Below are 23,422 nucleotides of genomic sequence, written 5' to 3' on the forward strand. Positions count from 1 at the left end.
ATCACCCGGCGGCCATCAGGGCAAGGCCCGCCACAGCGATCCCGGTGCCGGTTGCCGCCTGCACCATTCTGGCCGCCGTGGCGTTCGAGATCGTGCGGGCGATGAAAATGCCGACGATATGCAGCGCCGCCGTCGAGATCAGGAAGCCGATCATATAAGCTGCGGCATTGCCGTGGGCCTCGGTCGCGTGGGCATGACCGTGGCATATGGCGAAAAGGGCGATCGCTGCCAGCGAGGCGAAGGTGATCTGGTCAGATTGCCCGCGGCGCGAGAACGCCGTCAGAAGACCGAAGGCCACGACCGACAGCACGATCCAGCTTTCCACCATCGGAATCGGAATACCGGCCCACGAAATCAACGCCCCCACGGCCATCGCGCCCATGAAGGTCGCCGCCCCCAGCCAGAAGCGATGCGGCAGCACGAAGCCCGACCAAAGCCCCACAGCCAGCATCGCCAGCAGGTGGTCCGGCCCAAAGATCGGATGCGAGAGTCCGGCCGTGAAGCCCGAGGTCTCTCCCACCCCGGTATGGGCCAGAACGGGTGAGCCCATGAGTGCGGCCAGCGCGGCCAGCATCAGTTTTTTCATTGGATCGTCCCTTTCTCAGCGAATTTTGACGGCGGCAAGCTCGTCACCATCCGGTGACATGACATGGGTAGAGCAGGCCAGGCAGGGGTCGAAACTGTGCAGCGTGCGCAGGATTTCGACCGGCTCATCCGGGCGCTCCATGGGCGTGTTCATCAGGCTGGCCTCGAAGGCACCGATATTGCCCTGGCTGTCGCGGGGCGAGCCATTCCAGGTGGTCGGCACCACGCATTGGTAATTCTCGATCCGGCCGTCCTTGATGCGGATCCAATGGCCAAGCGCGCCGCGCGGTGCCTCGGTCATGCCGACGCCCTTGGCCTCTTTCGGCCAGGTCGAAGGATCCCATTTCTCGACATTGGCGGTGCTTTGATCGCCATTCTTGATGTTCCGCACCATCTTGTCGAAGAAATGCCGTTGCAGGCGCCCGCAATATTCCGATTCCAGCGCCCGCGCCGCCGTGCGGCCCAGAGTCGAGAACAGCGCCTCGAAGGGCAAATCCATGGTTCTCAACAGGCCATCGACCTGATTTTTGATGTCCTCATGCCCCTTGGCGTAGCCGATGATATAGCGCGCAAGCGGGCCGACCTCCATCGCGTGACCTCGCCAGCGCGGCGCCTTGATCCAGGAATATTTCGCGGATTCATCCAGCTGTTCGATGCGAGTTTTCGTGCCCTTGTGGTTCGGCCCCAGCTCGAATTTCGGATTGGTTTCACCATCCCAGGGATGCAGGCCGCGGCCCGGATCGCCATACGAATACCAGGAATGGTCGACGAATTCCTGCACCTGCTCGGGGTCGCGCGGATCGACGTCATGCACCTCGTTGAGATTGCCGTTGATGATCGCGCCGCGCGGCAAATGCAGTTGCTCGGGCGAAAAGTCATTCGGGTTCTCGGGAATGTCGCCATAGGCCATGACCGCCTGCGACGACAGCCCGCCCCCGTAAAGCCAGCTTTTGTAAAAGCCGCCGATGGCGATCACATCGGGAATATAGACGTTCTTGTTGAACTCGTCGCACAGATCAATGATCGAGGAGACGAGGTTCAGCCGCTCCATATTGATCGCGCCGACAGATCCGGTGCCGTCGATATTGATCGGGCATGGCACCCCGCCCACCAGCCAGTTCGGATGCGGGTTCTTGCCGCCAAAGATCGTATGGACCTTGACGATTTCCTTTTGCAGATCAAGCGCCTCCAGATAGTGAGTCGTCGCCATCAGATCGGCTTCGGGCGGCAGAAGATAGGCCGGATTGTCCCAATAGCCGTTCTTGAACAGCCCCAGTTGCCCGGATTCGACGAATTTCTTCAGCCGGTTCTGCACATCGCGGAAATAGCCCGGCGATGACATCGGATGCGAGGGCGAGACCATCTGCTGCAATTCGCTGGTCGCCTTGGGGTCGGCGCGCAGGGCATTGACCGGATTCACCCAGTCCAGCGCATGCAGGTGATAGAAATGCACGATATGATCGTGGATCTCCAGCGCCAGCTGCATCATGTTGCGGATCGAGTTGGCATTGTCGGGGATCATGATCCCAAGCGCATCCTCGACCGCGCGCACCGAGGTCAGCGCATGCGTGCCAGTGCAGACGCCGCAGATCCGCTCGACAAAGGCCCAGGCGTCGCGCGGGTCGCGCCCTTTCAGGATGACCTCCAGCCCGCGCCACATCGTCCCGGTCGAGACCGCGTTGCGGATGACACCCTGATCATCCACGTTGACCTCGCAGCGCATATGCCCTTCGATCCGGGTGACCGGGTCCACCACGATGCGGCGCCCGGAATTGTCGAGGGTATAGCCATTCGGCGTGTTGATCGTCATGGCCTAGGCCTCCACCTTGTCCTGGGTCTTCTTCTGCGCCCGTTTCAGCGCCGAAATCGCGGCATGGACCGCGACGGCCCCACCGACTGCACCCGCCGCGATGCCGCCCAGCTTGTCGGCATTGGCCTCGACCCCGAAGGCCTTGATATTGGTCAGCCGGTCATAGAACGAACCCTGATCCCAGAACCCGTCTTCGGAACAGCCGATGCAGCCATGGCCCGACTGGATCGGAAACGAAACGCCCTCGTTCCAGCGCACGGTCGAGCAGGCGTTATAGGTGGTCGGGCCCTTGCAGCCCATCTTGTAAAGGCAATAGCCCTTCTTGGCGTTTTCGTCGTCCCAATGCTCGACAAACTGGCCGGCGTCGAAATGCGGGCGGCGATAGCATTTGTCGTGGATGCGCTGGCTGTAGAACATCTTCGGCCGGCCCTGACGATCAAGCTCGGGCATGCGGTCGAAGGTCAGCATATAGGTGATGACGCCGGTCATCACCTCGGCGATGGGCGGGCAGCCCGGCACCTTGATGATCGGCTTGTCGAGGATGACCTTGTGGACCGGCGTCGCCCGCGTCGGGTTCGGCGCGGCCGCCTGGACGCAGCCATAGGACGCGCAAGCCCCCCATGAAATGATCGCCTTGGCGTCCCTGGCCGCATGGCGCAGCTTTTCGACAAATGGCTTGCCGCCGGTGATGCAATACATCCCGTCTTCGTTCAACGGCGGGTTTCCCTCGACGGCAAGGATATACTGGCCCTTGTATTTCTGGATGGTGTCCTTGAAGGCCGCCTCGGCGGCATGGCCGGCAGCGGCCATCAGCGTATCGTCATAGTCAAGGCTGATCATCGACAGCACGACATCCTTGGCCAGCGGATGGGCCGAGCGGATGAAGCTTTCCGAGCAGCAGGTGCATTCCAGACCATGCACCCAGATCACCGGCGTGCGGGGCTTGGTTTCCATCGCATGGGCGATTTTGGGCACGAAAGCCGGGCCAAGGCCAAGCGCCGCTGCTGTCAGCGAGCAGTATTTCATGAAACTGCGGCGGGTGATCCCCTGCCGGCGCATAACATCGTAGAAAGTCTCGATTTGCGACAAGACGTCCTCCTCCTCTCAGCCTGGCGGCCCGGCTGCGCGGACCTTCGCGTGGTCTTTCAAGGCATGCCAAGGCAGGAGGGCCCAGGGCAATGACAGAATGTCGCAGATGGAGAATTACATTTTCTTAAACATTTTCAATGCCATGAGATATTTTCAACATTGGCCGGATGGCCAGCATCCAGCCAGAGGACGCGCCTGACGGTTACAAGCTTTTCGCCGCAGCCATATGCTGCGCCGCAGCAACCAGAGCCTGACCGAAAGCAAGCCCTCCGTCATTGGCCGGTATCTGGCGATGCAGCAAGACCGGCAGACCATCCAGCGCCGCCAGACATTCGCGCAAAAAGAAAGCATTCTGAAGCACACCGCCCGACAGGGCCACCGCCTGCGCTCTGCCGCTCTGGACCAGCGCGCGGGCCGGCGCGCAGAAGGCACGCGCCAGCCCGGCATGAAAGGCCCCCGCCATTTCGCCCGGATCGCGCCCTGCCGCCAGATCGGTGGCGGCGGCGCGAAACATCGGCGCGGGGTCAATCACCCCCCCATCCCGGCAGTCAAACGGATAGGGCGAAGCAGGGCACGCCATGGCCTCCAGCCGCATCGCGGCCTCGCCCTCGTAACTCTGCGCCCCGGCAAAGCCCGCAAGCGCCGCAAAGGCATCGAACAGCCGCCCGGCCGAGGATGATTGTGGCGCATTCACCCCCGCACGGGCCGCCTGCCGCAGAAGAGCGCGGGGCGCGGCCGGGAAAAGCCGATCCGCCACGGCTGAAAGCCCCGCCTGATCCAGACGCGCCAGCGCATTGCGCCAGGGCTCTCGACTGGCGCTGTCGCCGCCCGGCAAGGGGGCGGGGGCCAGATGCGCGACGCGCTCGAACCCGGTATAATCGCCCAGCAACACCTCGCCGCCCCAGATCGCGCCTTCCGGTCCAAGGCCAAGCCCGTCCATCACGATCCCCGCCACCCTGCCGCCGTCCAGTGGCCAGAGATTATCGCCAAGACACGAGGCCAGATGCGCATGATGGTGCCAGACCCGGATCAGCGGCAGGCCCGCGCCTTCGGCCGCTATCGTGGCGCGATAGCCCGGATGCGGGTCACAGGCGGCCAGTTCGGGGGCATGGTCGAACAGGGCCGCCAGATCGCGCAGGGTGCGGTCGTATTCCAGCGCGGTCTCGGCATCGTCCAGATCGCCCAGATGCTGCGACACCATCGCCTGACCGTTCTTGGTCAGGCAGATCGCCGCCTTCATCTGACCACCAAAGGCCAGCACCCGAGGCGCTCCGTCAAACCCCGGCGGCAGGGGCAGCGTGCCCGGCACCCGCCCACGGGCGCGGCGGATCACCATTGGCGGATCGGCGCGCTCGACCCCGTCATCCAGCCGCCGCGCAATCTCGCGGTTGTGCATCAGGAAACCATCGGCAAAGCGCGCCAGCGCCTTGCGCGCCTCGTCATTGCCGGTGACCTGCGGGGCGCCCGAAAGATTGCCCGAGGTCATCACCAGCATCCCCCCGAAAGCGGCAATCAGCAGGTGATGCAGAGGCGTATAGGGCAGCATGACGCCAAGCGCGCGCATCCCCGGCGCCACATCCTCGGGCAATGTGCCCCGGGCGGGCACCAGCACCACCGGCGCCGCCGGGTCGCGCAACAATCGCCAGCAAGCCTCGGACGGCGTCGCATGGGCGCAGATCATCGCCTCGGTCCCCATCAGGGCAAAGGGCTTCGACGGCCGCCTTTTGCGCGCCCGCAACAGCGCCACGGCCCTGGCATCGGCCGCATCGCAGGCAAGGTGAAAGCCGCCCAGCCCCTTGACCGCGACGACCTGCCCCGCCTTCAGCGCCGCCACCGCCAATGCGACCGGATCGCCCGCGACCTCTTTTCCCCCGGCCTCATACCACAGGTTTGGGCCGCAGGCCGGGCAGGCGATGGGTTGCGCGTGAAAGCGACGGTCGGCGGGATCGGCATATTCGGCGGCACAATCGGGGCAAAGATCAAAGCCCGCCATCGTGGTTCGCGCCCGGTCATAGGGCAGTTCGCGCAGGATCGTATAGCGCGGCCCGCAATGGGTGCAGTTGGTAAAGGCATAGCCCTGCCGCCTACCGGGCGCAAAGACCTCAGCCCGGCATTCCGGGCAGGTCGCGGCATCGGGCGTGACCCGCGTTTCGGCGCCTGTGCCCGTGCTGGCCACGATGGAAAACCCCTCGGGCATCGCGGCAAAAACCTGTGGCACGGCCTCGATCACGTCGATTCTGGCCAGAGGCGGCCTATCCGCGCGCAAGGCCGCGATGAAGTCGCCGCAATCCTGCGCGACCAGACGGATCAGGACCCCTTCGGCATCGTTCAGAACTTCGCCGCGCAACCCTGCCGCCCGCGCCAGCCGCCAGACAAAGGGCCGGAAGCCGACCCCCTGCACCTGCCCGCGCACCCGGATGGCGAAGCCCTGTTCCATGGTCGGCAAAGTCATGTCCGGCGGGCACTCCTTCCTCAATGCACGGTGCACACCATGCACGGATCAAAGCTGCGCACCACATGCTGCACGCTGAGCGGGGTCGTCTCGCCCGGCTGCACCACAAGCCCCTCAAGCGCCGCCTCGACCGGGCCGGGCACGCCGCCGGCGTCGCGCGGGCTGAAGTTCCAGGTGGTCGGAGCGACGATCTGATACGAGGCGATCCGCCCGCCTTCGATCCTCAGCCAATGGCCAAGCGCGCCGCGCGCGGCCTCGACCAGCCCTTCGCCGATCCCGTCGCTGATTTTCAGGGGGCCGGCCATGAAGCGGGCCTCGGGCACGATCCCGCGCGCCAGATCCTCCATCAGAACCTGACTGCGCGCCAGTTCCAGCAAACGCCCCGCCACCCGCGCCAGCACCCCGCCGCCGCCATCGCGGACCAGATCCAGCGCCAGCGGATGGCCGTCGATCACCTGCCGGGCCAGCGCGCCGGTTTCCATGGTGCGCCCGGCCAGTCTGGGGGCCTTGCACCAGCTATAGGCGGTGTCGCGCATATCCTCGTCGGGATCGGTCACGCCCTGGGCCGGATGAGCCGCAGGCCCCAGCATCCAGCTATGCGACAAATCCTCGCTGATCGCCGCGATGTCGAGAGGCTGCGCCCCGCTATCCCAGATGCCGGGGGCAAAGCCGTGGCCACCCTCCAGCGGATAGGCGCCAAAGGACAGATAGCGCCCCGAGCCGCACCCCAGATCCGCCAGATTCAGATCGGCGGCGATGCGCAGGAACAGGCCGGCATCGCCCCCTTGCCATCCCATCAGCGCCGGGACCGAGGAAAGGGCCGCGAAATCCTCGACCGCTGCCCCGAAGACCGTATCTTCCAGATAGCGGCGAAAGGCCGTCAGGCTGGCCAGAATACGCAGCCGGTCGCGTTCGGACGGGGCGCGCGTGACACCACCGGGCTGGATCGCCAGGGTATGCGGCCATTTCCCGGCCATCAGCCCAAGGACATGCATCAACCCCGCCCGCGCCTCGACCGCGCGTTTCAGGGCCGATCCCTCCATCGCCGTGAACCGGGCCACCGCCCGATCATACCAGCCCCGCGCCTGATATTGGGGTCTGGTGAAATCAGGCATGAAGAACAGGTTGAAATGCGTCAGATGGTCCGAGACATTCTCGACCGCGTGGATCAGCGCAGCCATCCGCTCTCCTTGCGGTTCGGGGACCTCGCCCACTGCCATGGCCAGAGCCCGCGCCGCCGCCGCCGACTGGCTGATCGAGCAGATACCGCAAATCCGCGGCACGATGGTCAGCGCGTCGCGCGGATCCTTGCCGGGCAGCATACGCTCGAACCCGCGATAAAGCGGCGAGTTGATCCGCGCCGCGCTGACCCGCCCCTCTGCGATGTCCAGCCGGATCTCCAGATCGCCCTCGACCCGGTTGAACGGACCGACGATCAACTGCCCCTGCCCCATCTCGCCCCCTGCCCCGCTCATCGGGGTTTTCTCAGCGTCGGCGGGGTGACGATACGATCGGCCACGGCATTCTTCGCGATCCGCTCGGGCGTGGCGGCCTTGGACAGCGAGGCCAGCGCCATGAACCAGGCCTTGGGCATATCGGTCGGCAGGCCAACCGGAATGCCGGCGATCTTGGGCGTGGCGGTGAACAGGTGGCGCGGCTCTTCGAATTCCGGCGCGGTGCAGTTGATGCAGGGATATCCGCCGCGCGTGCAACTGCCCTGACCATTCCAGGGCCGGATATTGCAATCGCCCACCGCCTGTGTGCCGATACAGCCCAGATGCTCCATCATGCAGCCCATTTCCGACAATGCGCGCGCACTGGCCTTGTATTCGTAGAACTCGTTCTTCGGGCAGGCATGATGGACCAGATGATCGGCATAGAACCGGGGCCGGCCAAGCGCATCCAGATCCGAGGCCCCCAGCCTGCCCGCCACCAGCATCAAAAGCGTCTCGGTCACCCAATCGGGATGGGTCGGGCAGCCGGCGATATTGATGACCGGCAGGCCGGCACGGGCGCGGAACGTCGCCGGCAGGGCGCCGCCCGGATGGGCGCCGTCATATTGCACCCCCACCGCATCCGAGGGGTTGCCCCCTGCCGTGGTCACGCCGCCATAGGTCGCACAGGTGCCCACCGCCACCACATGGGCCGCCAGCGGCGCCAGATCCCGCAACCAGTCCAGCAACGGACGCCCGGTGCCCGACAGGATCTGATAGCGTCCGGTGCCACGCGGCCCGCGCGCGATCGCGCCCTCGACGCAGAGAATATCCAGCGGCACCTCGCCCGAAACAAGGCCGGCCAGAATCCCGCGCACCTCGGTGCCGCTTTCAAGGCTCAGCGCCGGATGCCACAGGAAGGTCAGCCCCGCCCCGGCAAGCAGGTCAAAGACATTCGGCCCCTCGGCACATAGCAGCGACATGGTACAGCCACCGCAACCGGCGCTTTGCAGCCACAGAATGTTCATGCGCCATCTCCTGCCAGCGGCAGTTCCAGCCGAAACAGCGCGCCACCACCGGAGGCGGGGCTGTAACTCAGCCTGCCGCCATGATCCTCGGCGATCTTGAGGCTGATCGACAGGCCAAGCCCGGTGCCTTTCCCCACGGGTTTCGTGGTGAAGAACGGGTCAAAGATCATCGCGGCCGTCGCCTCGTCGATGCCCGGACCGTTGTCGTGGATGTCCAGCACGCCACGGCCTTCCTCGCGCATGATCCGCAAGGCGATCTGCGGGGCTGCGGTTTCCGAAACCGCATCCAGCGCGTTCTGCACCAGATTCATCACCACCTGCTGAATATGGCCCGTATGCCCCAGAACCATCACCGGCCCTTCGGCATGGATCTCGGGCACGGTGCTGTGGCCGGCCCCGCGCATGATCCAGAAGGCGGCGGTGCGGGCGATCTCGACCAGGTCGAAGGCCGCCATCTCTCCGCCCCCGTCCGAGGACAGGCGGCGCAGATCCTCGACGATATCGCGCACTCTTTCGGCCCCCTCGCGGGCGCCCTGCACCGCCTCGCGCAGGTTGCGCAACTCGCGGTCCAGCCGCAATTCCTCCCGCAGGCGGACCAGTTCATCCCTGTCTGCCCCGGCCTGAACCCGCTCGAAATAGGTCTCAAACTTGGCGGCATAGCGTTCCAGCGCATGGGCATTGGCATAGACAAAGCTGATCGGATTGTTCAGCTCATGCGCCACCCCGGCCAGCAAACGCCCCAATGAGGCCAGCTTCTCGCCATGGACCAGCTGCGCCTGAGCGGCCTTCATCTCGGCATGGCTGCGTTCAAGCTGGGCATAGGCGCGGCGCAATTCCCCCACCGGACGCCCCGTCAGCACCAGCCCCTCGATCCGGCCGCGATCATCGAGGCGCGGCGACAGGACCGCCTCGACCGGGGCCGGCTCACGCGAACTCACAAGCGAAAGCTCCATCCGCCCCGGCGCCCGCTTGCGCGCAATCTCCGCAATCAGGGCCGAAAGACCCGCGCGATCCTCTTCGCGCACCAGATCCGCCACGCTCCGGCCGACCAGGGCCGCGACAGGCAGCCCGGTGCAGACACAGGTCGAGGCATTGACCTCATCCACCCGCCCGTCGCGATCCAGCACGATCAGCACATCGGAAACCGAGGTGATGACCGAGGACAGGAACTGACGCAGCGCCTCAAGCTCGCGGTTCTGGGCCTCAAGCCGCTCCTGATGTTCGATCAGCTCGGCATAGGTGCGATCCACCGCAATCAGCACATCGGACCAGGCCGCATCCGTCAGCGCAGCACCCGCCCTGTCGTCCTTTGCGTCCATTGCCCGTGGCATCTGCAATCCTCTTCCCCTCCTTGCGCATCTTTCCATCCTGCATGTCAAGCCTGGTAGTATCCCAAGCCTATGCTGCACCCGGGCGACGGACTACGACTTATCTGCGCTCGCTGGCCTTCTCGCGGACGCATCAAGCGTCAGGAACCCATCAATTCAATGAAGTGGGGTCATCAATTACCCGTCGACGACTTCCATCACGTCAATGTGACCCCGCCGATCTTGCGACGTGGTTTCCGCGCGACTGCTTCCGATATGCTCCCGGAGCGTTTTGGGCTCAAATGCGAAAGGCCTCCCGAAGGAGGCCTAATGCACTGATATCTATCAGGATTTCTGGTTGCGGGGACAGGATTTGAACCTGTGACCTTCAGGTTATGAGTCGTGTCAAACCAAACACGATCAGGCGCGACGAATCGCGTTTTCTTTCGCATATCCTGCCAGTTGCGAGATAGGGCCACAAGCCCAAACTGCGCGCGGATTGTCAGGATTGCGCAGCGGTTTTTCCCCTCGTGCTTCCACCATGCTTCCATTGGGTGGCGGAATGATTTTCCGGTAGCACGTCCATCATCCGTCCATCCGCGACCAGAAGCCGGTCTTCTTGCCATGCTCGGTCTTCAGGCGCGCGGCATAGGCAGGGTGCGGCTCGACCAGTCCGAAGTCCTCGATCCGTCCGGCCAGGTCGGCACAGGTTGCCAAATGCTGGGCGGCATAGCCATAACGCTTCTGCCTCCCTTGGATCAGCGTGAAATCGATCATCGCCCGAAGCGCCACCGTCGCGGCGAGCGGATGCTTCTCGGCCAATGTCTCTGCCGCCGGGGCGAGGAATTCGTAGTGATCGCCGTCGACCTCGTCCTGCCGGTCGATCAGCATTCGCGCGGCGTGGCCAAGCGATGGCCAATTCAGAAAGAAGGCCAGTGCAGCCAGCAGGTCGGGATGGCCAGCAGCATGCGCCATCGCGCGTTCCTCGGCCTCGATGTCGTCGAAATCCGGCAGACGCTTCAGATAGGCCCGCAGATGCTCGCCCGACAGGTCGCGCTCGAAACACGCCCAGCGGAATGCCTGCGCCTCGTCTTTCCGGTCGAGCGCCTCCAGCACGGCAAGTCGGGCGTCCTGCCACTCGGGCGGGATCCAGCGCGCCTTGTCCACCTCAGCCCGCTCGATGAAACCAAGCGCGTCCCCTGCCCTGCCCGCCGCCAGCAAGCGCTGCGCGATCTCGGCCGCGATCTTTGGCACCTTGCGGGTCTTCGGGTCGTACTGGGCGATGAAGCCATCGACGTCGCCCTGCACGTCGGCGATGTCCTTCAGCGCCATCTCGACCGTACTCTGCCGCGCGCGTTCCTCCATCTCGTGGGCGTAGCGCGTGCCGCCGCTGCCCCAGCCGACAGCCTGCCATTCGCTCTTTGGCGGCACCGGCACCGGCGTGCGGCCGAGTTCCTCGACCAGTGTCTTCAGATGCGCGACGCCCTCGGGGCCCAGCGCCGGGGCAATCATGGCAATCAAACCATCATACTGACCAAAGCCGTTGTCCTGCAGCGCGTCGAGAACCTGCCGCGCCAGCGCCTCCGGCGCCGCACCCGCCGCCTTCGCCACCTCGCCCAGATCGGCGCAGGCCTGATGGAAGATGTCGATGACGGTGCCGCTGCTGTCGTCGCAGCGTTCGAACACCGGCGTGGCCAGTCCCATGAACCGCCACAGAAGCGCCAGCGCCTCACCCGGATCATGCGGGGCGATCTGTTCCATGATGGCGCTACGCTGGGTCTGAAGATCCTTCACCAGCGGCTTGCGGTTCTGCCAGTTCACGAAGGTCCGGGCCTTCGCGATGCTGGTCAGCCGCTTGGTGATCTCCCGCGCCGCTTCCCTCGGCCCTTCCGCCCCGGCGAGAGCCAGCCGCAGCTGGCGCTTGGCTGCGGCATCGCCGGTGCTGATCTCGATCAGCAGCTGCGCCAGACGCTCAGCGCCGAGCGTCTCCAGGTTCTTTGCATTGAGGGTGGATTTCGATGCCATCGGGATTCCGTTTCTTTTCGCGGACCTTAGCAGCGCTGTCGAAAGACCGGAACCTGCGTTCTGATTCGTGCGGACCATCCTTTCCGCCCACGACTGCAATTCAGCCCCTGCGTGGCATTACGTGGATTTTCCTTTTTACACGCAATATCAATGTGTTCGTTGACTAGCCTTCCGCATTGCGCACTGTGGAAGCCAAAGAACCCGGAAGCCGATCTCCCATGCCCAAACTGACAAAGCGCATCGTCGACGCCGCAGAAGCCCAAGCCGCCGAATACTTCGTCTGGGACAACGACATCCCCGGCTTCGGACTTCGGGTGCTGCCAAGCGGGAGAAAAGGCTACGTCGTGCAATACCGCGCGGGCCGCCGGTCGCGGCGGATCAGCCTCGGGCCGGCGACGGTGCTGACCTGCGAGCAGGCGCGTAACCGCGCCATCTCCATCGTCGCCGCAGCGCGCAATGGCGAGGACCCCGCCGCCGAGCGCGATGCAGGGCGCAAGACGATCACCGTGCGCGAACTGGCCGAGCGGTTCGACCGCGAACACATCGCCATCCGCGTGAAGGCCAGCACCGCCGGTGAATATCGCCGCAACCTGCGCCGCTTCATCCTGCCTGCACTTGGACAGCTGACGGTCACGGGGATCACCCGGGCGGATGTGGCGAAGTTCCACCACGACCTGCGCCACATCCCCTATCAGGCGAACCGCTGCCTCGAGGTGGTCTCGAAGATGTTCGGTTACGCCGAGATGTGGGGCCTGCGTCCGGACGGCACCAACCCGCGCAAGCACATCCGCAAGTATCCGGAGGAAAAACGCGAGCGCTTCCTCAGCGCGGCGGAGCTGCGTCGCATCGGCGAGGTGCTGCGCGAGATGGAAACGGAGGGCATCGAGCTGACCTCGGCCATCCTCGCCGCGCGGCTGCTGATCCTGACCGGCTGCCGGTTGAACGAGATCATGACCCTGCAATGGGACCATGTCGATCTGGAGGGCCGCGCCCTGCGCCTGCCCGACAGCAAGACCGGCGCCAAGATCGTTCATCTCGGCCAGCCGGTGGTGGAGCTGCTGCGGGACGCCCCGCGCATCAAGGGCAACCCATGGGTGATCCCCGGCACCCTGCCCGGCAAGCGGCTGAGCGACCTGCAGCCCTTCTGGCAGCGCGTCCGCGCCCGCGCCGGGGTCAAGGACGTCCGCATCCACGACCTGCGCCACACCTTCGCCTCGACGGCCGTCGCCGCCGGTCAGGGCCTGCCGATGATCGGCAAGCTGCTCGGCCACACGCAGGCCCAGACCACCGCCCGCTACGCCCATCTCGCCGCCGAGCCGGTGAAGATGGCCGCCGATGCGGTGGCGCAGAACTTGCGACAATCCTTGGGATAGTTGAGCTCGGGCTCGAAGGATCACGCTATGCGACACAGTCCTGACCGAGGGCGGCGGGATTGATCCGGAGGGGTGATTCCCATCGTCGCGCGACTGACCGGGCCGGCGGGAGCATGGACGCTCGCGCTCGTCTGGACGAACTGAAAGATCCGCGCGCGACGTGCACTGTCTCGTGCTCGTGGTCGTCTCCCGGCGTTTCCGGGCTCCCTTGTTCAGGACCGAGCTCGACGGTCCGGGCAACAGCACGACCGCGACCCGGATCGCGCTGTCTCGCGCATTTCCCGGTCTCGACGCTCCAGCTTCTGGTCACGGATCGCGAGTTCGTCGGGACCGAGTGCGTAAAGTTCCTGAATAATGGCATTATCAAGTTCGCGATCCGCCTGCACGAGGACCGTTTCGCCAAAGGCGAAACCCAGTTCGACCGGGTCACTATCGAGGACGGCTGCGATCTGACGCTCTTCGCCTGGCGCACCACGCTCATGCTGGACCTATCCTGGAAGCAGCATGCCACCTGCCAGGAAAAGGTGTCAGCAATTGGCTTGCTTTTTGCCATTCTCGGCGCCGTGGGGTAGGATGCGAGAATTTCAAGCTTTCGGAGATTTGGCATGACCTGGGTTCGATCCAACCAAGCTGGGCCGTCTGCTCGCCCGACTGACACCGCAAGAGCTTCGACAGGCCGGGAAGGGCGAGGCGCGAGAGCGGGCGAAGGCCACGCGGCGATTTTCGCTGCCCTGCGGCCCATCATGGCTCGCAACGTCGTGCACTGCACGGACGGCCACGCATCATACGAACGGATCGCCAAGTGCGAATGTAGCTACCCAAATGGAACCACCACCGGGATGCCCGGGACGCATCCGAACTGTCTGGATGGAAAATGAAGATTGAGAGCCGGCAAAACTCATCAGATTGCTTGCCTCCCCGAGCGATTGATATTTTTCCCCCGCAATGGGGTCGGAAATATTATAGCCCATACGTTGACCTAATGCTAACACAAACAAGGGAAGGCAAGGTAGAGTTTGCCGCCAGCTCGAATTTCATCCTCGTCCTCCTGACGCCGCAGGCACGGAGGAAAACCATGCTGAGCTCATCTCGCCGTCAGGAATATTCCGCATCTCCGGGCACGGTGGAATTGGTGCCAGCCGGAGAAAACTACACAGCAGAATGGTCGGAGCCGAAAGAGAACATACTTCTTTCTGTCACGCCTGAGAAATTGAACAACCTGAGCATCAGGGAATACGATCTTGAATTATCAGATCCCCCATTGTTCAAGGTTGGAGATGTGGATCCAATTGCACACAAAATAGCCATGTTGCTAAGGAATGGAATCATCAATGACGGGGATAATCATCTTTACCTGGAGTCCCTCAGCATGGCATTGCTTTCCCACCTCATCAGACGAATGACCAATGCCGACAACCGAGTGGATCACAACCCGAAGCGAGGCGGACTGGCATCACATATTCGGCGCAGGGTTGTCGAGCATATACACGAAAACATCCATCGCAGGATAACGATCAGTGAACTTTCCGACATATCCGGTATGTCTTGCGGGCATTTTTCGCGTAGTTTCGGCGTGGAGATGGGTGTGTCCCCGCATCAATACGTTATGAAACTGAGGGCCGAGCGTGCAATGTCATCTATTGCCAATACAGATTCGCACATCTCGCAGATAGCGAACGCGCATGGCTTCTCTAGCCAGTCTCACATGATGGTTGTCATGAAGAAATTTTTCGGCACAACACCGGGAGAGTTGAGGCGGAAGCGATAACGACGCCCTGCATATGAGATCATAACTTCATAATTGTGAAATAGCATGAACGACATTCATGGCACGATCAATGGTCCTGAGGTCTTCACTCATGTCCGCATTATTCTTGGTATGGTGTTAGGGCTCAGTGTTAGTCGTTTAATCACGGGGATGACACGTTTCATACAACACCCTGGCCGAGAGAGGATATACCTTCCACACTTCACATGGGCCTTGTTTCTTGTCTTGTTCATCATCCACTTCTGGTGGTTCGAATTCGCGCTCGCTCATCGCCAGGACTGGTCATTCAACATATATATCTTCCTGATATTTTATGCCTTCTTGTTCGTCGCGATGTCGGCCGTCATCTTTCCAGATAAGATGGATGAGTATCTTGGCTTTGAGGACTATTTCAAGAAGCGTCGGCGTAGTTTTTATATCCTGTTGCTGATGTTACTGACAGTTGACGTTGTCGACACCTTGATCAAAGGCGGCGATTATTATTACCACCGATACGGTTGGTATTATCCAATCAGGCAAGCAATCCTGATCGCCGGCACCTTAGCTGCACTGGCATGGAGATCAGACCGCTATCATGCCATTTTCGCCGTATTTGCCATCATATACGAGGCAATTTGGATTGTTAGCCTGTTCGAGACGATTGGCTGATCGTCAGGTGAAGGTCAATTTCTGCTGCCGAAGTACTCCAACCTCAGGTTCCCTAACGTACCGTCTTCCTGAAGGTCCAGAAGCTCCAGTGTAGTCGGTGTCGTCAGGTTGCTTTCATGCGGGAAGGCAAAGCCGTATTTGTCCGGATGAAACAAGTTGCCGACAACCGCCAGGTTATCCTTCTGATGTGTAAGGACATAATGTTCAAGGATGGGCGCGTCTCCCACCACCGCGTCCAGTCGCCCCTCGCGCAGTGCGACAACCGAAGCATCGATATTGACGTATGAACGCGTGGCGATACCCATATCACGCATATATTGCTCAGCAACGCTGCCGGAAAGGACACCAACCGTGTTGCCGGGCAGGTCCGACAGCGCGGAGATGCCTTGGGTCAGTGACACGGTGGTCATGACGCTCGTCACCGAAGAAGTAATATAGGCGATGACCGCGACGCCGACGATAAGCCAGAGAGCCTGCCAGATGCGCCCGACCCAGCCGAACAGGTTCTTGCGCGCAGTTCGTCCCGAGGTGATAATCAACATCACCTGATAGAAACTTTCCGCGATGGATTCACGCCATCGTCTGGGATGATCCGGATCAAATCGCCGATCAAAAAGTGACAGGCCAACAGTAGCGATCAGGATCATTGACAGTAGAAATATGTAGGCGCGGAGGTGGCCGGCATTCTGAAGCCCGTTCAGCATGCCTCGAAACCCGCCCCCCCCCTGACTGGGCACCATGATCCTTAACCCGGCATCATACCACGGCTGGGTGAATGCGATGAGCTCGGCACGTTCACGGGTAATGGTCAGATTGGTAACGGCCGCATCCACCTCGCCACTGGCCGTGGCACGGACCAGTGAGCCGAAGGTTGGATAAGTGGCATAGCGAAAAGCCAGATCCATCCGGTCGGCAACAGTTTCCCAGAGATCGATTGCCATGCCGGAATAGTTGCCATCGTCGTGTTCCTCGACGAAAGGTGGGCTGACATAGACTCCGACCACCAATTCTTCCGGCGGCGCATCCTGCGCGTCGCTGCGCGCCGCAAGTAATGCCAGAAGCAGTGACATGACGACAGGCATCAATATACGCGTCAACCGGCTATCCTCCTCGAGGTCATGAGATCCATCGTGGTCGCCGGGGTCGCTGTGAGCAGTTCCGGGTATCGAAGGACCTGCAAGCAGCCGCCGACAACCATAACTCAGATTTGGTGGTGATCTGTTGGTGGCAGTTCCATTCTGATACGCGTGCGATTGGTTGCGATGAGAAGTCGTGGCCAGAGAAACCGGGGGATTTCCCAAAGCGCGCATGTCATGGCTTCAGCTCGGCATCGACCTCCTCTTCGATCAGCGTGCAGTGCAGCGCGACGGGCATGGACTGAATGACATCGTCAAGTGGGCCGTCAATGAAATCGCAACTTATGAGATTGTCGTCGCCGCTGATGCGAGCAGTGAAAACATTGACATTGACATTAGGTCGGCCCTCTATCCATTCGAGGTCACTTTCGCCAACCTGATTGCCGCTGATCTTAGCGATTCCCGGCGAAGCCGGCACCTGCACGGTCTCCGTGCCAAGGTCAAATCGCCCGACATCATCAGAGAATTCCTTACCTTTTTCAGAAGGATCGCCATAGTAGGAGGCTGATACGACAACCTCCTCATGCAGCGCGGTGAGACGTTCCTCTGCCTTGGTCGAGAAGATCAGATCGACCGTGAAACCGAATGGAGAATCTGCACTATCGTCGAAGCTGACCTGGTCGGCGAAGCAGGTCGCAAGATTATGTGGCGCCCCCAGATCTTCGGCCCATTTTATGACTTGTGGGACTTCGGAAGCTTCGGCAATGCCGCCCCACACATCCTTGAACTGCTTCTTGCCACCAACCTCTTGGAAAAAGAACATTCCCATATCAGCAGTGGGAATGGATGCGTTCACAGCGCTCCAGTGACCGCTTCCCAGGAACGATTCAACCTCGACATCTGAGGGTTTGAAACGCTCGGATGGCTTCAGATCCTTGGAAAAGGCGTCGACGATCAGGTGGGCATATTCTCTGGCGCGCTTATCGGTCAGATTGGTGTCGATACTCGCGCAGGGATCAACCCCCTCAGCCAGGGCAGGTGCGGCGGTTGCGGCAAGGACTATCACGATGCTTGTGAAACAGGCCGTCATTCTCACTGTATACACTCCCAAGCTGTTAATCGGCGAACGGAACGGGACAGGTCATATCGCCCTCTTCGCATTCCAGATACTGTCGCAGTTCATATGCGCGCTTCTGCGTCAGGTCGGCCAGGCACAGATCGTGCGCCATGGGATAGGCGCTGCCACCGGCTGTTGCCGAAGCGGCGAAGGCGCATTCCGCATCGCGAAACGTGATCCAGGCGCGCTGTGAATCGCGCAGAAGATGCCGCGCGTCCACGTCATCAGCCAGTCGCTGTCTGATTTCATGGAAATACTTGTTCAAATCCGCGTCGGATTTCTCATAGGCTTGCGCCGCGCAGCGGTTCATTGAAGCCTGGTCCACCGCCTTATCCATGCACTGATCCGCCTGCGCGGCAGACAGGGATAACGTGCAGAATATCGCTGCCAGGACGATATGTTTCATAGACGTCTCCATATTCTTAGTGACAGCATTCCTCGCATCTCCGGCAAGAGAAATATTAACCCAAGTGATAACCTATAAAACCAGATTAATCGCGATAACGTTAGAGGCTCGCCTCTGCGCAAGCGAGCCTGCGGGTTCTTTGGGGGCCTTCTCCAAGCGGCTTGTCGTGCCTGCCTTGACCGGCCAGGCGTTATGTCCGCTGGAAGACCATTCCGCAATTCTTGGCGGCCGAAACCTGCTCGATCGCCTGCATCTGACCACGCAGTTGTGCAACCTCCGATGTGGTCTGGTCATTCCCGTGAACGAACAGAAGTGCCGGCCAGAACACCACCAGCCCCGCCGCCATAGCAACTTCGTCGCGGGTTTGATGGCGGCGCTGGACATTCGCCGCATCATGCGCGCGATTCGAGACAGTGATAGCCTCGGATGCCAGTTGCTGGCAGGACATGTTCTGATAGGTTGCAGCCGAAGTATAGCCCGCACGAATATTGTCAGGGTTCTCGGCACATGCCGCAAGGGTGCAAGCGACGCCAATAGCGGATAGCATTTTGAGCTTCATCGTGTTTCCTTTCCAAGATGCTCCGCAAGGAGCAAAGTTTCAGAATCGGTAGGACACGCGGAACCGAACGGACCCGCCATCAACTTCCATGTTGTCGGGATCGTTCTTGAAGTCACTGAAACGATAGCCTTCCCAGGACCCGCCGACCAGCCACTTGTCGGATACGGCATAATCGGCGCCGATGCCGAAAACTGCACCGCCGCTTTTTCCATGGGCACGGTCGGCGCCCTCGGTCCGGACATGCGCATAGCCTGCCAAGCCATAGACCAGCCAATTATTATGGGCATACCCCACCTTGGCGCGAACCGTCATCAGACGTTCGACCTGCCAGACATCATTGTCGGCGCTGGAGTGATCGAAGGTAATCTCTCCACCGATGACCATGTTGTTGTGAAGCTGGTGGTTATAGCCGGCATGGATCCCGTAGACGCCGCCGGTCGCGTCATCGACGCCGTCGCGATTTACCGAGAAATCCGAATAGCTCATCTGCATACCGGCATAGAAACCGGTCCAGGTGTTGCTGTGGCTCAGCGCAGGCGCCGCGGGCGCGATCACGGGCGCTTCAATGACCGGAGCCGTATACGAACCAGCATTTGCCGCGCCGCCAATGGCCAGCGCTGCAATCGACATGACACCAAGTCGTTTCATCATTTATTCTCCAAATAGTTAGTATACAGAAACAGGCCGATAGCCCCCCACTCTGCCTTTGTCCGGGCATATTATCCCACAGCATCGAGCCGCAACCTCGAGCACCTGCACAGCCGCCGAATATGTGCGTTCCGTTATAAAATGTGCGAATCATGATAGTCATAGCGGGATGACGACCGCCAGGAATATGTATTGTCTTGCTGGTATGACCGGATCCTGGCTGTGCGGCTGCTGGCGAAGACGATGTTGAACACCGGTGGAAAACCGGGGTGCGACTTCGGGGCGCGTCGCGGCATCCGCGCCGGGTGATTTCGCATAAGGAAAGACGCGACATGGTGACGTGCAATACGATTGGGAATCGCAAGTTCCTGCTCAGACGGCTTGGCGGGTCGACGGCTGGGCTGGCTCTGCTTGTCGGGCTGGGCCTGGCATCATCTCCGGCCTTATCCGATCCAAGGTCAGTCCCACTTGATTACCTGTATGTTAAGGACGACAAGGGGAATGACGAGCTCAGTCGCATCACCATCTGGGTTTCCACAAATGATGGTCAGCGACGGCAGATGCTGTTCGACACCGGTTCGGATAGCGCCAATATGCAGCTCGGTTCCGATGTCAGCGGGGTGAAACCAACACCGGGCACTGAGCCCCGAGGCTATTTCTATGGTGACGGCACCTATGGCTACCTGTTGCAGCAGGTCGATGTAGATGACATCGCCTATCATGCAGCAGACGGCTCCGAGAGCTTTACCCTGCCGGTTGCGGGGCAATCCACCTATCAGGTGGCGCGGATCGTCGATGTCATTTACACGGCCGATTACACGGGGCCGGAAAAGCCGATGCTGAGCGCGGATCCTGTCTATGTCGTTACCAACGAGGATGGGTCGAAGACAGCCTATTATGCCGACCTCAATGCCCGCAAGCAGATGGCACAGGACAAGCCCATTGACGATGGCGGAACCCTTTGGGGAACCTTCGGTGCCGGCGACTACCTGGGCCGCGAATGGGCAAGCACATCGGGGCTGATCGGGCGGGCGACGAAGACGGGCTATGTCATTGCCGCCAACGGCAATACCGAGTCGGGCAAGCAGGGTCTTACACCGGGTTGTTCCCCCTGCCTGATCGTGGATGTGAATTCTGCGGTTCGTGCACAGTTCACCTCGGTCATGCCCTGGGGCGACAAGAATGGCGACGACGCCAAGGGTACCTTGCCTAACTTCCCCGGATCTGGCGCACCTGCCTCTGCCGAGTTCGAGGGGAATTACACCCTGGCATTCGGTGACGATGATGCCGCCCCCAGCCTCACCAAGGTTGCCACGTTGCTGGACACCGGAACACCAGGCGGTGGGCAGATCACCATCAGCACGGCGCGTCTGAATGCCCTTGTCGCGTCCGGGGTCAGGGTCGACATCGACAAGGATGGCAACAAGACGATCCCTTCGCTGAATCTTGTGGCGGGGGAGGGTATGCCGGTCGGTCTTTCCAACATTGATGTCGTCGAGATCGAGGGGAACGCAGACACGCCGGTGCAGTTCATAGCTGGTATGGACTTCTTTGTGAGCCAGTCGGTCATGTATGACCTGGAAAACCAGTCCACCGCCTATACGCCATATTTTGTCAGCGCCAACAATTTCACCACGGATACCCCTGCTGTGGACGAAATCGGGCTGTCGCGGGTAACGGCAGAGATGGGCAGCCCGTTTCCCATGAAGGATGATGACGGGACCGAATACACCGTTGGCTATTTCGGCGCGGCCGGGGTGATCTCGGGCGCTGGCGATCTGACGGTGGCAAAACACGCCCAATTGCGGCTTTCCAATGCCAACACCTATACCGGTCAGACCGTGATTGAGACGGATGGCAAGCTCGAACTGGCCGGCATCGGCAGCATCGAAACCTCGTCGCGGGTGGTGGCGGATGGCACGCTGGACATCGGCGACAAGGGTAATCGCATCGCATTCTGGGGGGTGTCAGATGCGTATAATGATGCGCGGATTCGCAGCCTGTCCGGCTCTGGCACGGTGCTGCTTTACGACCGCAATCTGGTGCTGACGGCGGCGCAGGACAGTTTCAGAGGGACGATCACCGACCTTGACGCGGAAAACACGCATCACGGCGGCGGCCTGATCGTTCAGGGTGGCGTGCAGACGCTGGCCGGCAACAATCAGTATACCGGTGCGACCAGGATCAATACCGGTGCAGGATTGGTCCTGACCTCGAAAGGGTCGCTTGCCAGTAAGGTTCTTGTTTCCGGCGGTTTTGCCAATGACGGCACCGTGAATGATCATACGACCGTGCAGAATGGCGGCACGGCAGGCGGCACGGGCACCTTCCACGGCTTGACGGTAGCCGATGGCGGCGCGGTAGCCACAGGCGGCGCGGTACCGTTGAAGGTTGAAGGAAGCTTTACCCAGCAGGCAGGCTCGACCCTCGTATTCGGTCCGGTGGCTGGGGGTGCCCAACCCGGTATCGCTGTCTCGGATCAGGCGTTGATCGAAAATGGCGCAAGCGTAACACTTGACCGCGCCACGGCTGGGCGACTGTCGCTGGGACGCGAGTATCTGTTGCTGGACGCAACTGGCGGCGTCTCTGGTGGTTATAACATGCTGGCGGGGGATCTGGTGACGGATGCACCGTTCCTCAGCTTTGCGCTGAACAATTCTCCTGCCAATGTTGTGCTGGAGGTGAGGCGTTCGGATATCGCCTTCGCCGATGTGGCACAAAGCGCGAACCAGGCTTCTTCGGCTTTCGGGCTGGAGTCACTGGGCAGCGGCAACCCGCTTTATGATGAGGCACTTTATCTAGGTGCCTCTGAGGCGGCGAGCGCCTTCGACTCGGTCTCGGGCGAGATCCATGCATCAATGCAGGGGGCGTTGATCGACGAAAGCCACTTTCTGCGCGATGCGGTAAACGGACGTCTGCGCGCAGCATTCGGGACGGTCGGCGCCTCGAAGAGTGGCGTAATGGCCTTGACCGCCGACGGGGCGGTCGATGCCGTCGCCACGATTGATGGGCCGGTCTATTGGGGCCATGCCTTTGGCGCCCGGGGTCGGACAGATGGCGATGGCAATGCTGCGCAGCTTGACCGCAGAACCCACGGCCTTGTCCTTGGCTATGATGCGCCAGTCGAGGATTGGCGGCTGGGCGGCGTGCTGGCGATGAGCGACAGCTCGTATGACGTGGATGATCGAGTTTCCTCAGGATCAGGAAACGGGATCCATCTCGGGGCCTATGCCGGCACGGAATGGGGGCAGACTGCCCTGCGTGCCGGGTTGACCTATTCGGATTACCGCTTGAAGACAGATCGCCACGCCGCCATCGGTGAAATGGCCGCGCCGCTCTCGTCGAAATATAATGGGCATGTCTGGCAAGCGTTTGCGGAGGTCGGCCACCGTGTCGATCACGGCAACATGGCACTGGAGCCCTATGCCGGGCTGGCCCATGTCCGGTTGCGCACAGACAGCTTCGCCGAACGTGGCGGCAGCATGGCGCTTGGGGGTGCAGAAGGGGTGATGAACACGACCTTCACCATGATCGGGTTGCGCGCGGCTACGACGATCAGATCTGCTGAGCATGACCTCGCGGTCAGCGGCGGAATCGGCTGGCGCCATGCCTTCGGTGACGTTGACCCGGAACTGGCAATGGCCTTTGCCGGGGGCGCAAACTTCGACATCGCCGGCGCGGCAATTGCCCGCAACGCGGCTGTGCTGGACCTGGGCGTCGACATGAACCTTGGAAAGAAGGCAATCATGCGACTGGACTATCAGGGCCAGCTTGCCTCGGACGCGCGCGAGCACCGCCTTGGCGCCACCTTCAGTATGCGTTTCTAGAGACGGGAACATCCGAAGGACCGGAATGAGACGCTAACCCAGATGACGCGATAAGACCAGCCAGCGTCATCCTGCTTTCACACGAATACCACCTCAGGAGAACATCAATGCGGACCGGACTTCTTATTGTGCTTTTGGCAATCGCCCCTCTGGCGGCCTGTGACGAATCCAGTGGCTATGACGATTATGATGGCTGTCACGGCGTCGGCTGCTTGGTCGATAACCCCGATGATCCAGACAATTGGCCGATCTGCTCGGACGGGGCGCAGCG

Annotated in this window: 18 protein-coding genes; 5 read left to right on the top strand and 13 right to left on the bottom strand. The window is 61.5% G+C overall.

Annotated elements, in window-relative coordinates:
- Position 1: 1 nt before the first annotated feature.
- The 8 genes from QPR87_RS11600 to QPR87_RS11635 form a co-directional block, all read right to left on the bottom strand.
- A complete protein-coding gene (locus QPR87_RS11600; protein WP_011749367.1) occupies positions 2–586 on the bottom strand; it encodes a HupE/UreJ family protein in 585 nt (194 codons plus the stop codon).
- Between the two features lie 15 nt (positions 587–601).
- Entirely contained in the window at positions 602–2,395 is a 1,794-nt protein-coding gene (locus QPR87_RS11605; RefSeq protein WP_011749366.1) for a nickel-dependent hydrogenase large subunit, read from the bottom strand.
- A gap of 3 nt (positions 2,396–2,398) precedes the next feature.
- Entirely contained in the window at positions 2,399–3,484 is a 1,086-nt protein-coding gene (locus tag QPR87_RS11610; RefSeq protein WP_011749365.1) for a hydrogenase small subunit, read from the bottom strand.
- A gap of 202 nt (positions 3,485–3,686) precedes the next feature.
- Entirely contained in the window at positions 3,687–5,936 is a 2,250-nt protein-coding gene (gene hypF, locus QPR87_RS11615; RefSeq protein WP_155984358.1) for a carbamoyltransferase HypF, read from the bottom strand.
- A 20-nt stretch (positions 5,937–5,956) separates the two neighbouring features.
- Positions 5,957–7,390, bottom strand: coding sequence for a nickel-dependent hydrogenase large subunit (locus QPR87_RS11620; protein ID WP_024844879.1), 1,434 nt, complete (start codon positions 7,388–7,390; stop codon positions 5,957–5,959).
- Positions 7,391–7,407: 17 nt separating this feature from the next.
- The gene (locus tag QPR87_RS11625) at positions 7,408–8,397 is read right to left on the bottom strand and encodes an NADH-quinone oxidoreductase subunit B family protein (RefSeq protein ID WP_011749362.1); all 990 of its coding nucleotides are present in this window, start codon (positions 8,395–8,397) and stop codon (positions 7,408–7,410) included.
- Positions 8,394–9,728 (bottom strand): PAS domain-containing sensor histidine kinase, encoded by a 1,335-nt coding sequence (locus tag QPR87_RS11630; protein ID WP_024844880.1) that lies wholly within the window; start codon positions 9,726–9,728, stop codon positions 8,394–8,396. The genes QPR87_RS11625 and QPR87_RS11630 overlap by 4 nt, the downstream gene beginning before the upstream one ends.
- A 561-nt stretch (positions 9,729–10,289) precedes the next feature.
- Positions 10,290–11,729 (bottom strand): DUF6880 family protein, encoded by a 1,440-nt coding sequence (locus QPR87_RS11635; protein ID WP_024844881.1) that lies wholly within the window; start codon positions 11,727–11,729, stop codon positions 10,290–10,292.
- A 218-nt stretch (positions 11,730–11,947) separates the two neighbouring features.
- Here QPR87_RS11635 and QPR87_RS11640 point away from each other — a divergent pair, with 218 nt between their 5' ends.
- From QPR87_RS11640 to QPR87_RS11655, 4 genes are all read left to right on the top strand, one after another.
- Positions 11,948–13,102 (top strand): tyrosine-type recombinase/integrase, encoded by a 1,155-nt coding sequence (locus QPR87_RS11640; protein WP_011749359.1) that lies wholly within the window; start codon positions 11,948–11,950, stop codon positions 13,100–13,102.
- A 113-nt stretch (positions 13,103–13,215) separates the two neighbouring features.
- The gene (locus QPR87_RS11645; RefSeq protein ID WP_024844882.1) at positions 13,216–13,674 is read left to right on the top strand and encodes a hypothetical protein; all 459 of its coding nucleotides are present in this window, start codon (positions 13,216–13,218) and stop codon (positions 13,672–13,674) included.
- Positions 13,675–13,976: 302 nt separating this feature from the next.
- Positions 13,977–14,870 (top strand): helix-turn-helix domain-containing protein, encoded by an 894-nt coding sequence (locus QPR87_RS11650; RefSeq protein WP_285049665.1) that lies wholly within the window; start codon positions 13,977–13,979, stop codon positions 14,868–14,870.
- 45 nt (positions 14,871–14,915) lie between these two features.
- Entirely contained in the window at positions 14,916–15,518 is a 603-nt protein-coding gene (locus tag QPR87_RS11655) for a hypothetical protein (RefSeq protein ID WP_024844883.1), read from the top strand.
- A 14-nt stretch (positions 15,519–15,532) separates the two neighbouring features.
- On the opposite strand, the gene QPR87_RS11660 is transcribed toward QPR87_RS11655, so the two are convergent.
- The 5 genes from QPR87_RS11660 to QPR87_RS11680 form a co-directional block, all read right to left on the bottom strand.
- Entirely contained in the window at positions 15,533–16,588 is a 1,056-nt protein-coding gene (locus QPR87_RS11660) for a transporter substrate-binding domain-containing protein (RefSeq protein WP_197025569.1), read from the bottom strand.
- Between the two features lie 241 nt (positions 16,589–16,829).
- A complete protein-coding gene (locus QPR87_RS11665) occupies positions 16,830–17,684 on the bottom strand; it encodes a hypothetical protein (protein ID WP_024844885.1) in 855 nt (284 codons plus the stop codon).
- Positions 17,685–17,709: 25 nt separating this feature from the next.
- Positions 17,710–18,117: a lysozyme inhibitor LprI family protein gene (locus QPR87_RS11670; protein ID WP_011749353.1), complete on the bottom strand. Its 408-nt coding sequence runs from the start codon at positions 18,115–18,117 to the stop codon at positions 17,710–17,712.
- Positions 18,118–18,307: 190 nt separating this feature from the next.
- Positions 18,308–18,676, bottom strand: a complete 369-nt coding sequence (locus QPR87_RS11675; RefSeq protein WP_011749352.1) for a hypothetical protein — start codon at positions 18,674–18,676, stop codon at positions 18,308–18,310.
- A gap of 39 nt (positions 18,677–18,715) precedes the next feature.
- Positions 18,716–19,327, bottom strand: a complete 612-nt coding sequence (locus tag QPR87_RS11680) for an outer membrane protein (RefSeq protein ID WP_011749351.1) — start codon at positions 19,325–19,327, stop codon at positions 18,716–18,718.
- 557 nt (positions 19,328–19,884) lie between these two features.
- On the opposite strand from QPR87_RS11680, the gene QPR87_RS11685 reads away from it, so the two are divergent.
- Complete coding sequence (locus QPR87_RS11685) at positions 19,885–23,151, top strand: autotransporter outer membrane beta-barrel domain-containing protein (RefSeq protein ID WP_024844887.1); 3,267 nt, start codon at positions 19,885–19,887, stop codon at positions 23,149–23,151.
- Positions 23,152–23,422 lie beyond the last annotated feature (271 nt).

This window comes from Paracoccus sp. SSJ (assembly GCF_030234105.1).
Lineage (GTDB): Bacteria > Pseudomonadota > Alphaproteobacteria > Rhodobacterales > Rhodobacteraceae > Paracoccus > Paracoccus denitrificans.

Bases quoted from the DNA above. Each gene is read 5' to 3' on its own strand.
- QPR87_RS11600 (WP_011749367.1), bottom strand. From the start codon at position 586: ATGAAAAAACTGATGCTGGCCGCGCTGGCCGCACTCATGGGCTCACCC.
- QPR87_RS11605 (WP_011749366.1), bottom strand. From the start codon at position 2,395: ATGACGATCAACACGCCGAATGGCTATACCCTCGACAATTCCGGGCGC.
- hypF (WP_155984358.1), bottom strand. From the start codon at position 5,936: ATGACTTTGCCGACCATGGAACAGGGCTTCGCCATCCGGGTGCGCGGG.
- QPR87_RS11620 (WP_024844879.1), bottom strand. From the start codon at position 7,390: ATGGGGCAGGGGCAGTTGATCGTCGGTCCGTTCAACCGGGTCGAGGGC.
- QPR87_RS11625 (WP_011749362.1), bottom strand. From the start codon at position 8,397: ATGAACATTCTGTGGCTGCAAAGCGCCGGTTGCGGTGGCTGTACCATG.
- QPR87_RS11630 (WP_024844880.1), bottom strand. From the start codon at position 9,728: ATGCCACGGGCAATGGACGCAAAGGACGACAGGGCGGGTGCTGCGCTG.
- QPR87_RS11635 (WP_024844881.1), bottom strand. From the start codon at position 11,729: ATGGCATCGAAATCCACCCTCAATGCAAAGAACCTGGAGACGCTCGGC.
- QPR87_RS11640 (WP_011749359.1), top strand. From the start codon at position 11,948: ATGCCCAAACTGACAAAGCGCATCGTCGACGCCGCAGAAGCCCAAGCC.
- QPR87_RS11645 (WP_024844882.1), top strand. From the start codon at position 13,216: ATGGACGCTCGCGCTCGTCTGGACGAACTGAAAGATCCGCGCGCGACG.
- QPR87_RS11650 (WP_285049665.1), top strand. From the start codon at position 13,977: ATGAAGATTGAGAGCCGGCAAAACTCATCAGATTGCTTGCCTCCCCGA.
- QPR87_RS11655 (WP_024844883.1), top strand. From the start codon at position 14,916: ATGAACGACATTCATGGCACGATCAATGGTCCTGAGGTCTTCACTCAT.
- QPR87_RS11660 (WP_197025569.1), bottom strand. From the start codon at position 16,588: ATGTCACTGCTTCTGGCATTACTTGCGGCGCGCAGCGACGCGCAGGAT.
- QPR87_RS11665 (WP_024844885.1), bottom strand. From the start codon at position 17,684: ATGACGGCCTGTTTCACAAGCATCGTGATAGTCCTTGCCGCAACCGCC.
- QPR87_RS11670 (WP_011749353.1), bottom strand. From the start codon at position 18,117: ATGAAACATATCGTCCTGGCAGCGATATTCTGCACGTTATCCCTGTCT.
- QPR87_RS11675 (WP_011749352.1), bottom strand. From the start codon at position 18,676: ATGAAGCTCAAAATGCTATCCGCTATTGGCGTCGCTTGCACCCTTGCG.
- QPR87_RS11680 (WP_011749351.1), bottom strand. From the start codon at position 19,327: ATGATGAAACGACTTGGTGTCATGTCGATTGCAGCGCTGGCCATTGGC.
- QPR87_RS11685 (WP_024844887.1), top strand. From the start codon at position 19,885: ATGCTGTTCGACACCGGTTCGGATAGCGCCAATATGCAGCTCGGTTCC.